Genomic DNA, 11630 nt, shown 5'->3' with positions numbered 1-11630 from the left:
CCCGTGGGGGACTTGCCCCGGTTGCGACGCTTTCGGCTATCGCTCGCCAAGCAAAAATCCCTTCATCGGCGCCTACAACGGTCCCAACTACTTCGACCGCGGCTACTGGAGCGCCACGGCGCATTACGACCAGGACTTCGGCAGCCTCAAACTCACCTCGATTTCAAATTACCAGTCTCTTGCCAAGAAATATGGCGAAGACTCCGACATGTCGCCGGCCACGCTCTTCATCTATACGACCGCGCAACATCTCTACCAGCTTTCCCAGGAATTGCGCCTGTCGCAGGACCTGAATAAGACTCACTGGGTCGCTGGCCTGTACGCGATGAAGATCCACACCGTGAACTCCTACGTGGCCGACGCCACCGGGGGGCTCGGGGTGCGGGAGGATTACCGGAGCATCCTCGACACCGATTCAATCGCGGCCTTCGGCCAGGCCGAATACGCGATCGGCCACGGCTTCAGCCTGATTGGCGGGCTACGGGGCTCTCACGACTGGAAGACGTATGACTACACCCACGCCGAAAACGGCGTCCGCGACTTCGACTTCAACAAATCTCTGTTCCCGCAATACGCAAAGCAGTCGGCGGGCTCCTATTCGGCCAAAGGGGAACTCGATTACAAGCCGAATCGCAATCAGCTATATTATCTGAGCGTCAACCGCGGCACCAAGAGCGGCGGGTTCGGCACGCCTGCATTCGCACCGTTCGTTCCAGAGACCATCGGCTTTAAGGGCGAGACGCTGACCAACTACGAAGCGGGCGTGAAGCTGACGCTGTTCGACGGAACCTCGCACTTCAACACCGCCGTTTTCCATTACGACTACCATAACTACCAGTCGTTCGAGAACGTGGGCGTGTCCCTGATCATCCGCAACAAGCCGGCGGAGGTGAACGGGCTGGAGCTCGAGTTCAACTCGCAGCCCGTGCGCGGACTTTACCTCCAGGCCTTCGCCACCTTCCTTGACGCCACCGTCAGAAACGTCACGATTCCGTCGGGCGCTGTCCTGACCCGGCGCATGCCGCAGGCGCCGAAGGTCAGCGTCGGCTGGCTTGGACAATATTCGTTCGATCTCGGCCCTGGCGAGGCGACGATCCAGACCGATTGGAAGTTCGACAGCCGGCAGTACTTCACGACGTTCAACGCTCCGGACGACCTCGAGCCCTCCCGGACGATCGGAAATGTGCGCGCATCCTACGCGCCGAACGGCGGAAATCTCGAGTTCGCCGTCTTCGTAAACAACGTCACCAATAGATATTACCGCGTGTACAACCTCGATCTTGCCAGCGCATTTGGGATGACGCAGCAGACGTTCGCGCGCCCGCGCTGGTACGGCGTCAGCGCAAGCTATCGGTTCCATTGACTTTCGCCGCTTAATTCGTGGGGAACAGAGTGAAGAGCATGTTTCTGGCGGCTGCTTCGGTCGTGAGCCTGGCGCTCCCGGCGGCGGCCTTGTCGCCTTCGGCTATCGCCGCGACAAGTGATCAGGCGATCGGCGATCTGCCCGCCGCCAGCCCTGCAAACGCAGCCGAGTTCCGCCGGCAGGCCGATGCGCTTTACCGGATGAAGGAGAAGGCGTTCGCCGACACCGACGCCGAAACCATCATCAACCGGTTCTACGCGAAGGACGCGGTCAGCTTCGGCCCCGAAGGCAAGCCGATCATGGGCCGCGACCAATTCCGCGAGGACTACGAGCGCGTGGTGAAAATCGCCAACGTGCGGGTCGAGCCGATCAGAAGCCATGTCGGCGCTGACGCCGCGTGGGAGTGGGCCAACTTCTACGTGACGCCGAAGGATCCGGCCCAGAAGCCGTACTCTTTTGTAATCCTGTTTGTCTGGGCCAAGAAGGACGGGCGCTGGGTTTGCGGAGGCGACGCCTACACGCCGGGTCAGTTCGCCAAGACTCCGTGATGTTGATCAGAAATTGCAGGATCGATCTGATGTTGCGATTAGCTTTCGCGTTGGTCCTGGCCACTCTCTTCTTGGGCAAAGCGACGTCGGCGGCGGCTGAGGATGCCGCCGCCGGAGAAAAAGTGTTCATGCGGTGCTCGATCTGCCATTCGGTCACGCCCGGCGCCGGCTCCACGATCGGGCCGCGCCTCAACGGGGTGATCGGTCGAAAGGCCGGCGCGGCGCCCGGGTACCAGTACTCGAAGGCGATGGCCGGGTCCGGCCTCACCTGGACCAAGTCGAACCTCGACCAATACCTCACAAACCCGCAGAAGTTGGTCCCGGGCAACAAGATGGCGTTCGCAGGTCTGCCCAACGCCAACGACCGGGCGAACCTGATCGCATATCTCGCAACACGAAAATAAGGCGCCGCCACCTCGGTCGCGAACGGCGGCGACGCCAATCTTCTGCTCAATACGGTGATGCAGCAGCGGTCTTCGCGCTCTCGGTCGTGGTGTTCATCTCCAGCCCGCAAGGGGACCGCGGCTTGCTTCTGGGGCTGGGCGGCCTCGTCGTCCTGGCCGGCGTCTGGTTCGCGGCGAAAGGCCGGCCGAAAAGCCTGCAACGAAGCCGCCGGGGAAACACCGCGGCGCCCTTTTAACCTGTCCGCGCGGCATCCGCCGCCGGCCACCCGCATCAGGAGGAATGTATGACGTCAGCAGCGAGTGAACGCCCGGTCGTGATCGTCACCGGCGCCAGCAGCGGCATTGGGGCGGCGGCCGCCGAGCGGCTTTCGGCGGATCATCAGGTGGTCGCCTGCGCAAGGCGCAAGTCCGCGTTGGATAGTCTGGCCGCCCGGATCGGCTGCATTCCATTCCAGCTCGACGTGACCGACTCCGCCGCGAGCGAAGCTTTCGTCGCCGAGGTCGTCCAACGGTTCGGGCGCCTCGACGCCCTGGTGCTCAACGCCGGCATCGTCATCCCCAGCGCCATCCGCGAGCTCGAGCTCGACGCCTGGCAGGCGCAGATGGCGGTCAACCTGACGGCCCCCTATGTCATGACCAAGGCCGCGCTTCCCCATCTGCTGCAATCCCGCGGCGCCGTCGTGGCTGTCAGCTCGATCGCGGCCATGCAGACCGGCGCGGGCCTTGCGGCCTATGCGGCGGCGAAGGCCGGCCTCAGCCAATTCATCCGGTCGCTCGCGTTTGAGCACGCGCGCGACGGCCTGCGCGCCAACGTCATCGCGCCGGGCTGGATCCGGACGGAGATGGCCGATGAAGAGATGCGCATGCTGCCCTTGGGCGGGGACCTGGAGGCGGCCTACGCCAAGGTCAGCGAACACGTCCCCCAGCGCCGGGCCGGCACGGCCATGGAAGCGGCCGAGGCGATCGCCTTCCTGATCTCGCCCGCCGCGTCGTTCATCAACGCCGCCGTGGTTCCGGTGGACGGCGGCTGCACCGCGGCGAACGTCGGACTGACCTTCTTCGACAGTATTTAAGGCGGGTCGCGCCACCCTCCTCCACGTCCACTGCGCGGCCGCGACGGCCGAGCCGCGATTGCTTGCCTTCGTCTCGCCCAAAAGCGGGTGCCTCGGGGACCGATCCTCGGGACCGGGGCGCCTGAACGGGGGGCTTCGATCGCGGGCTGCTTTCGCGCGCGCGCATGTCGAGCGGACCATGCGCGTCGCCGAAGCGCTCGGGAGTTTCCGGTCCGACTGTAGAACGCTTTTGCCAAAAATGGATAACGACCCCCGTTCTTCCATTTATATCCATGTTGAATAGCAATATTCGCGCAACCAGCCGTGGGGTTGCCGATGTTCCATAATTCAACAACCTCGCCGATAGAGTTCGAATGAACCTCTCGGAAGTCGATTGGGGGGAAGCAAGTGAATTTCCGAAGAAGTCTGCTCAATTCGTCACGCGCCAAATCTACCTCGGCATATGCGACATCGGCGGCCCTGGTGGCGCTTGGCCTGGCTTCCCCGGCGATGGCCGAAGCGGCGGGGAGCGGCCCCGCTCAGTCCTCGGCGCAGCTGGAAGAGATCGTCGTCGTCGCCCAGAAACGGGCGGAGAACGTCCAGAACGTTCCGATCGCCATCACCGCGGTGACGTCGGCCCAGCTCGGTGCGGCGGGCGTCGCCAACACGGCCGACCTGACGATGGTGACGCCGAGCCTGAACGCCGGCAACAACGCCGGCTACTTCCTGCCGCGCATGCGCGGCATCGGCAATCCGACCTTCGGCCCCGGCATCGAGAACGCCGTCGCCACGTACCTGGACGGCGTCTACGTCGCGGCCGTTCCTGGAACCTTGCTGTCGCTCAACAGCGTCGAGCGGGTGGAGATCCTCAAAGGACCGCAGGGCACGCTGTTCGGCCGAAACGCGACCGGCGGCGTGATCAACGTCATCTCCAAGGAATTAAAGGCGGGATTCAGCGGCGAGGCCAATGCGTCCTACGCCAACTACGACACGGTGACCGGCGATCTGTACGTCACGGGCGGATCCGACACCTTCGCGGCTGACCTCTCCGTGCATGGTTCGACGCAGGGCAAGGGCTACGGCCGGCTGCTGACGACCGGCCGGGACATCAACAAGGTCGATTCCGACGTCGCCGCCCGGGCCAGCTTTGTCTTCCGGCCGACCGACAGGACGACGATCCATTTCGCCGCCGATTACGCCAACCGGCGCGGCGACTACCCGTCGTTCAGACAGAGCGTCGACGAGCTGCCGCTTTTTGGACCACCGGCGTCCGGCGGCCCCTGGGACACGAACAACGGTTTCCGCTCGAAGCTTGATCTGAAGAACGCCCACGGCCTCGCCTTGCGGGTCAACCAGCATCTCGGCAGCGTCGAGCTGGTCAGCATCACCGGCTACCGCCGCGTGAAGTTCGACACCCTGTTCGACTATGACCTCACGCCGACGCCGGCGCTGGACCTGGCGACGGCTCTGGACGACCGGACCTTCAGCCAGGAGTTCCAGGTCCTGTCTTCCGCCAAGGGGCCGTTCCGCTGGGTCGGCGGCCTGTATTATTTCTCCGACAAGGCGAACTGGCTGTCCGAAGTCTCCCAGCAGGGACCGGCGATCCAACCGCCGTTTTTCATGACGAACGTCCTGACGGACTCCGTGCAGAAAACGCAATCGGTCGCCGGGTTCGGCCAGGCCACCTACAGCTTCTCGGACGGAACAAGCCTGACCGCGGGCCTTCGCTACACGCAGGACCGCCGCTCGGTGAAGGGCGAAACCTCCGCCATCGTTATCGGCGGCATCCCGATCGGCGTCATCCAGGCCGGCGACAAGGAGAAGACCTTCAAAAAGTTGACCTGGCGGTTCGCTCTGGACCACCAGTTCTCGCGCAATGTCATGGCCTACGCGTCCTACAATCGCGGCTTCAAGAGCGGCGGCTTCAACGCAACCCTGCTCACCGACCCGCCCTACGACCCTGAGGTGCTCGACGCCTATGAGGTCGGCCTGAAGAGCGACCTCTTCGATCGCCGCCTTCGCCTGAACGCCGCCGCGTTCTACTACGACTACTCGAATATCCAGGTGACCTACTTCCCGCCTACCGGACAGATCGGCGTCAGAAACGGGGCCTCGGCGGACATTTACGGTTTCGAGCTGGACATGGCCGCAGCCCTTACCGACCGGTTGCGGGTCACCGGCGGCCTGACCTGGCTCGACCCCCACTTTGGTCGCTTCCCCAACGCGGACTCGTTCGTGCCGACCGGGGTCGGCGGCAACAACCAGGTGAAGGTCGACGCGACCGGCAACCAGATTCCGTTCGCCACCAAATTCACCGCCACGCTGGGCGCACAGTACCGCGCGCCGCTGATGGGGGGCGAGTTCGTCGCCGACGGCAACGCGCTCTACAATGGCGGCTTTTTCACTCAGGTCGACAACCGCCGGCGGCAGGACAGCTATGTGCTGCTCAACGCCAGCCTCGGCTGGGTCGCCCCGAACGGGGCTTATTCGATCCGCCTCTGGGGAAAGAACCTGACGAACCAGGCGGTGCTGCTCAACCAGGACGCCACAGTCCACGCCACCGCCGAATCCTTCCAGCCGCCGCGGACCTATGGCGTGACGCTTGGGATGAAGTTCTGACGGTGCCTGGCGCGCCGCGTTGGCCCGGCGAAGGAAGCTATCGTCCTGCGTACGGCGCGGCCAGTCGGCGGACTGGCTGCGCCGCGACGTCAGCCGCAGTTGACGGGCATCTCTCATCTGGATGAATCGGCGCAGATCAGGGAGCGCCGCCATGTCGGTCGACCGTTCAGTGTCGGAGCTGGATCAAATCAAGCGGATCTACCATTCCGGAATGGTGCCGCCGCCTCCTGGCTCGGCTATGCAGTATTCCCAGATGTCTCCCGCGCCCGCACAGGGCGAATGCCAAGACCTGATCCTGCCCGGATTGTTTTTGAGGAAAAGCCGATTTTGCGCGACGCTTAACGCCTCGGGGCGCGGAGACTCAGAAAATCATATATTTGTATTCTCTTCTAGACTAGAATACACTGGAATATTGAACGGCCGGCCGTATTATGAAGGGCTAACATTCGTAGCCGGCACGCAACCGTTCGAGGTCTTGCTGCCGCCGATGGACTTTTTAGGATTGCTGGTCTCTCGCCATCTCCTGGCCAGGTATCTCGAGACGGTCGAGGGAATGACGCCGCCGGCCTGGCTCGACGACGGCGTCAGATTCCTGAACGGTCGCTCGGTCAACCGCGCCGCGGCGATGATCGAGCGTCTCCTTGCCGATCACTGCGACAACTTGGACGCGCTCGCCGACGCGGAAAGGCGCGCGGCGCTTGTGTGGTCGGTCCTGGAAATCCTGGGGCCGCTGCTGCTCGGCGACGACGGCGACGCCATGGCCGACTATCGCCTTGCAAGCCGTCATCAGATCGTCCGCCGGGCGCGCGAATATATGCTCGATCGGATCGACGAGCCTTTGCAGATCAGCCGGATCTGCCGGGACCTCGGCGTATCGCGCCGGGCGCTGCAATACAGTTTCCAGGATGTGCTTGGCATAAACCCCGTCGCCTTCATGCGCATACTGCGGCTCAGCGGAGCCCGGCGCGACCTGTTCAAGGCGGACACCGCCTTACAGGTGAAGGATGTGATCGATCGCTGGGGCTTCTGGCATCCCAGCCGTTTCAGCTGCGAATACAAGCAGATGTTCAGCGAATGCCCCTCTGAGACGATTCGCCGGCGCCGGGCCGAGACGGTGAAGCTTGCCCCCGGCAGCGCACTTGCCAAAAACGGCTAATGGGCCGCCGTTGCGGCGGTTAAGCTTGCCGGACCTGACCGGCAAATGGTCCAGGATGGACGCCTAGTCCTGCCAAGCTTGATCCAGGCCAGCACACCGCCGGCGCCTTCGAGGCCATCGCATGTCCCCATCTCTCGATCTCGCTTCGATCGTCTCGCCGCTGCCCGATCGGCATGATCGCCTGCGGATCGACGCCGCCTTCCTTTACACCGCCGATCCCGCGCGCCCGGTCATCACCGACGGCGCGCTGCTGGTGGAAGGATCAACGATCGTCGCGGTGGGCTCCCGCGCCGAGGTGGACGCGTTCGAGGCCCGGCGGCCGCCGGCGACAGGGCGAAGCCGGCATGTCGACGCGGCCAACAAGATGCTCCTGCCCGGGCTGGTCAACAACCATTGGCACGAGAGCGGCGCAATGACGGCTCTTGGCGCGGCGACCCAAGACCCCGATGACTCCGACACCACGTCGGGGGGCCTGGCTGGCGGCGCGGACATCTTCGGCGGGGCCGCTCATTTCCAGGCCTTGTTCGATCTGGCCAACAGCCTGCCATCGGAGCTTGGCTTGCTTTTCGCCCTGCGCTCGTACGCCACGCAGCTGCGGTCGGGCACGACCTGCGTCGCCGACTTTGGCTCCGCCAACCGCCCGGACGAACTTGCCCGGGCGGTCCTGGCGACCGGCATCCGTGGAGTGGTGACGCTCTTCGCCCTCGACGGGGCGGCTCGCGCCGACGGCGCCGGCTTCGTCCGCACGCAGGACACCGAACGGATGCTGGCCGACACTGAGGCCATGCTGTCCCGGTACGGCCGGCACGACTCCGGCCGCCTCCGAGCCATGCCGAGCGCGCTTTGGCCGATCACCGCCAGCGACGAACTTCTCACCGGGATGGCCGGCCTCGCCGACAGGTTCGACACGCCCTGGGGGACGCATCTGGCCGGGTTCGGCAACGAGTCCGAGGCGTCCTTGCGCTGTTTCGGCGTGCGGGCGATCGAACGCCTGCATCGTCTGGGCGTCCTCTCGGACCGGCTCATCTCGGTTCACACGGCCTATGCCGATGCGGACGAATTCGACTGGCTGCGCCAGGCGGGCGCGCACCTCAGCTACTCTCCGCAAAAATATGGCGCCAGCGGCGAAGCGCCGATCGTCTCGACCGGGCTGATCCTCAAGTTCCTCAAGGCCGGCGCCCCGGTCACCTTCAGTTCGGACGGCGACGTCAAACCCATGGGCCATATGCCGGAAGCCATGCGCATGGGCTGGCTGCAATGCAACGAGCTGGGCGGCGACCGATCGATCCTGACGCCGATGAAGACCCTGGCCATGGCCACCCGCCTCCCCGCCCAGTCCCTCGGCTGGTCTGCGGAGATCGGCATGCTGGCGCCGGGCATGAAGGCTGACTTCTTCACCGTGCCCATCGACGACTGGCGTTACGACGCGATGCGTCGTCCGCTGGACACCTTCCTGATCATGGGCGGTTCGAGCGACGTCGACATGGTCGCGGTCGACGGACGAATCCTTGTGGAGAACCGCGCCCTGACCTTCATCGACGAGGCGGCCCTGTCACGAGCGTTTATCGACGCTGTGCGCGGGCTCGCGGCGCAGTACGCCGCTTGAGGCGGCGGTTTCCCCGCGGGTCGCGGCAATAAGTTGAACGACCGGTCGAACGTTTTATTGCCGGGCGGCGGACGGGCCGATATGGTGAGCCAATGAGCGACCCTAACATCCAGAATCTGCTCGCCCGGCGCCGCCGCGTCCTCGGCTCGGGAGCGCCGCTGTTCTACGATACGCCGCTGCATCTGGTGCGGGGCGAAGGGGTCTGGGTGGAGGACGCCGCGGGCCGGCGCTACCTCGACTGCTACAACAACGTGCCGCATGTCGGACACTGCCATCCTCAGGTGGTCGCGGCGATCGCGCGCCAGGCGGCGCAGCTGAACATCCACACCCGCTACCTGCACGAGACCGTCGTCGAGCTCGCCGAGCGGCTGCTGGCGACGATGGCCGAGCCGCTCTCGGCGGTCACCTTCTGCTGCACCGGCACGGAGGCCAACGAGCTGGCGATCCGCATCGCCCGGTTCGCCAGCGGGAACGCCGGGATCATCGTCAGCGACTTCAGCTACCATGGCAATTCGGCGACCCTCGCCGGTGCGACGACGGCGCTGCCCGCGCCGGAGGCGCTGGCGCCCTATGCACGCGCCGTGGCCCTGCCGGACGCAGCGTCAGGGTCCGACGGCGCGGCCGAGCTCGACCGCCTGTCGCAGGCTATTGCCTCGCTGCAGGCGCAGGGCTTCGGCGTGGCGGCCCTGCTGGTCGACACCCTGTTCACCACGGAGGGCCTGCTGGAGCTGCCGGCGGGCTGGCTGCAGGCGGCGGCGGAGCGCGTGCGCAGCGCCGGCGGCTTTCTGATCGCCGACGAGGTGCAGCCCGGTTTCGGCCGCACCGGAGAGGCCATGTGGGGCTTTCAGTCGCACGGCGTGGCGCCGGACTTCGTCACGACCGGCAAGCCGATGGGCAACGGCCATCCGATCTCGGCGATGGCGACCTCGCGCGAGCTGCTCGACCGGTTCGGCGCGGCGGCGCTTTACTTCAACACCTTCGGCGGCAATCCGGTGTCCTGCGCGGCGGCCCTGGCGGTGCTCGAGGTCATCGAGCGCGAGGGGCTGATCGGCAACGCGGCGGCGGTCGGCGGGCACGTCCAGACGCGGCTCGCGGCGCTGGCCGGGCGGCATCGCCAGGTGGCGCGGCCGCGCGGCAAGGGCCTGTTCTTCGGCCTCGAGCTGGTGGACCCGGAAACCGGCCGGCCGGACGGGGACGCCGCGCGCCGGATCGTCAATCGGATGTACGAGGAGGGCGTGCTGATCAGCCGCATCGGCCCGCACGGCAACGTCCTGAAGATGCGCCCGCCGATGCCGATCACCGCCAGCGAGGCGGACATCGCGATCGACCGCCTCGACGCCATCCTGGGAGAGCCCGCATGACCGTGGACTGCGAATTCGAGGCGCTCGGCGCCGAGCAGCAGAGCGATCGCCTGCGCCGGCTCGCCGAAGACGCGCTCGCGCGGTGGGACGGCGGCTGGTCGATCCGGCGGCTGATCAAATACCGCGAAAACGCCGTGTTCGAGATCGCGGCGGCGGACGGCGGGCGCGCGGTGCTACGGGTCCACCGCCACGGCTATCACGACGATGCCGCGCTGCGCTCGGAGCTTTTGTGGATGGACGCGCTCTCCCAGGCGGGGGTGGCGGGGCCGGTGCTGGTGCGCTCGCGCGAGGGCGAGCCGTTCGTGAAGGTGTCGCGGCCCGACCTTCCCGGCGAACACCAGGTCGACATCTTCCGCTGGATCGACGGGGCTCCGCTGGCGGAGTGCGACGACCCCGCGCGGCTCCCGGCGCTTTACTTCCAGGCCGGGCGGATGGCCGCGGAAATCCACCGGCAGGCCGAGGCCTGGACGCCGCCGCCGGGCTTCCGCCGGCACAGCTGGGACCGGGCCGGGCTGATCGGCGAGTCGCCGCTGTGGGGCGACTATCGCGGCCTGCCGCTGCTCACCGCAGCGCAGCGCGAGCAGCTGGACTGCGCCCGGGCGTGCGCCGACCTCGACCTGCGGGCGCTGGAGGGCGAGGCCTTCGGCCTGATCCACGCGGACTTCGTGCCGGACAACCTCCTCGACGCCGCCGACGGCCTGCGCATCATCGACTTCGACGACTGCGGCTTCGGCTGGCACATGTTCGAGCTGGCCACGGCGCTGTTCTTCCGCCTTGGCGAGCCGCACTACGAACAAATCGCCGAGGCGCTCCTCGCCGGCTATCGCAGCGTCCGCGAGCTGCCGGCGGAGCGATGGGCTCAGCTGCCGCTGTTCCTCTTCCTGCGCAGCCTCACCTATCTGGGGTGGGTGACCAGCCGGCCCGAAACCGAGACCGCCCGTGAGCTGACCGCGCCGCTCGTCGACCGCGCCCTGCAGCTGGCCGAGGCCTACACCGCCGCGCGATGACGCGCCCGTCGTCCTGAGAGGCAGGGCGCCGGCGCCACGGCGTTCCTGCTTGCTCGCCGGTTTGACGCCGCGCAAGGCCGGCGGGCGAGCCCGCGCGTCGGGCCTTCTCCGCCGGCGCCGTCTGCCAAATTGAGATCAACATCTGCCGCGCGTATGGATGGCGTTGACGCGCTATTATTTTGACGATTTCTATTTTCGACATCTCAAGGGTCGATTGTTTCGCCCTTACACTGATGGAATTCTGTCGCGGCGATATCAGCCCGACGGTCGTTCATAGGAATCGCCCCCATGCCGAACCTCGACCGCCGAGGATTCCTCAAGCGTTCAGCGCTCGCCACCTCTGCGGCCGCCTTGCCGTTCAGCTTGGTCGAGGTGGCGTTCGCCCAGACGGCGGAGAACTTCACCTTCGCCTATATTTCGGACGCGCACATCGAGCACGTCGAGCGCTCCTGCTTCGTCCGCAGCCGGGATGAAGGCCTTAGGCACGCCGTCAGAGAAATCAACCAGATGAGGC

General features: G+C 65.9%; 10 protein-coding genes. All 10 read left to right on the top strand.

Annotated elements, in window-relative coordinates; translation table 11 throughout:
- A partial coding sequence (locus tag VJS38_RS05470) for a TonB-dependent receptor (protein ID WP_324087144.1) occupies window positions 1-1363 on the top strand: 1363 nt, incomplete at its 5' end.
- 38 nt (window positions 1364-1401) lie between these two features.
- On the top strand, window positions 1402-1911 hold the full coding sequence (locus VJS38_RS05465; RefSeq protein WP_324087143.1) for a nuclear transport factor 2 family protein: 510 nt from the start codon (window positions 1402-1404) through the stop codon (window positions 1909-1911).
- On the top strand, window positions 1911-2315 hold the full coding sequence (locus VJS38_RS05460) for a cytochrome c family protein (protein WP_324087142.1): 405 nt from the start codon (window positions 1911-1913) through the stop codon (window positions 2313-2315). Before VJS38_RS05465 ends, VJS38_RS05460 begins: the two co-directional genes overlap by 1 nt.
- Before the next feature lie 284 nt (window positions 2316-2599).
- A complete protein-coding gene (locus VJS38_RS05455; protein ID WP_324087141.1) occupies window positions 2600-3388 on the top strand; it encodes an SDR family oxidoreductase in 789 nt (262 codons plus the stop codon).
- A 462-nt stretch (window positions 3389-3850) separates the two neighbouring features.
- Window positions 3851-5986, top strand: coding sequence for a TonB-dependent receptor (locus VJS38_RS05450; RefSeq protein WP_324087140.1), 2136 nt, complete (start codon window positions 3851-3853; stop codon window positions 5984-5986).
- A gap of 151 nt (window positions 5987-6137) precedes the next feature.
- Entirely contained in the window at window positions 6138-7142 is a 1005-nt protein-coding gene (locus tag VJS38_RS05445) for a helix-turn-helix domain-containing protein (RefSeq protein ID WP_324087139.1), read from the top strand.
- 121 nt (window positions 7143-7263) lie between these two features.
- On the top strand, window positions 7264-8748 hold the full coding sequence (locus VJS38_RS05440) for an amidohydrolase family protein (RefSeq protein WP_324087138.1): 1485 nt from the start codon (window positions 7264-7266) through the stop codon (window positions 8746-8748).
- 92 nt (window positions 8749-8840) lie between these two features.
- Window positions 8841-10109, top strand: coding sequence for an aspartate aminotransferase family protein (locus tag VJS38_RS05435; protein ID WP_324087137.1), 1269 nt, complete (start codon window positions 8841-8843; stop codon window positions 10107-10109).
- On the top strand, window positions 10106-11116 hold the full coding sequence (locus VJS38_RS05430) for a phosphotransferase enzyme family protein (RefSeq protein WP_324087136.1): 1011 nt from the start codon (window positions 10106-10108) through the stop codon (window positions 11114-11116). The genes VJS38_RS05435 and VJS38_RS05430 overlap by 4 nt, the downstream gene beginning before the upstream one ends.
- Window positions 11117-11404: 288 nt before the next feature.
- Window positions 11405-11630, top strand: a 226-nt coding sequence (locus tag VJS38_RS05425; protein WP_324087135.1) for a twin-arginine translocation signal domain-containing protein, incomplete at its 3' end; no start/stop codon positions are given.

This window comes from Phenylobacterium sp., from assembly GCF_035276905.1.
In the GTDB taxonomy this organism is placed as follows: domain Bacteria; phylum Pseudomonadota; class Alphaproteobacteria; order Caulobacterales; family Caulobacteraceae; genus Phenylobacterium.
This window is presented reverse-complemented; position numbering and strand designations above follow the sequence as displayed.

Excerpts from the sequence above, each read along its gene's own strand:
- VJS38_RS05465 (WP_324087143.1), top strand. The coding sequence starts at position 1,402 with ATGTTTCTGGCGGCTGCTTCGGTCGTGAGCCTGGCGCTCCCGGCGGCG.
- VJS38_RS05460 (WP_324087142.1), top strand. The coding sequence starts at position 1,911 with ATGTTGATCAGAAATTGCAGGATCGATCTGATGTTGCGATTAGCTTTC.
- VJS38_RS05455 (WP_324087141.1), top strand. The coding sequence starts at position 2,600 with ATGACGTCAGCAGCGAGTGAACGCCCGGTCGTGATCGTCACCGGCGCC.
- VJS38_RS05445 (WP_324087139.1), top strand. The coding sequence starts at position 6,138 with ATGTCGGTCGACCGTTCAGTGTCGGAGCTGGATCAAATCAAGCGGATC.
- VJS38_RS05440 (WP_324087138.1), top strand. The coding sequence starts at position 7,264 with ATGTCCCCATCTCTCGATCTCGCTTCGATCGTCTCGCCGCTGCCCGAT.
- VJS38_RS05435 (WP_324087137.1), top strand. The coding sequence starts at position 8,841 with ATGAGCGACCCTAACATCCAGAATCTGCTCGCCCGGCGCCGCCGCGTC.
- VJS38_RS05430 (WP_324087136.1), top strand. The coding sequence starts at position 10,106 with ATGACCGTGGACTGCGAATTCGAGGCGCTCGGCGCCGAGCAGCAGAGC.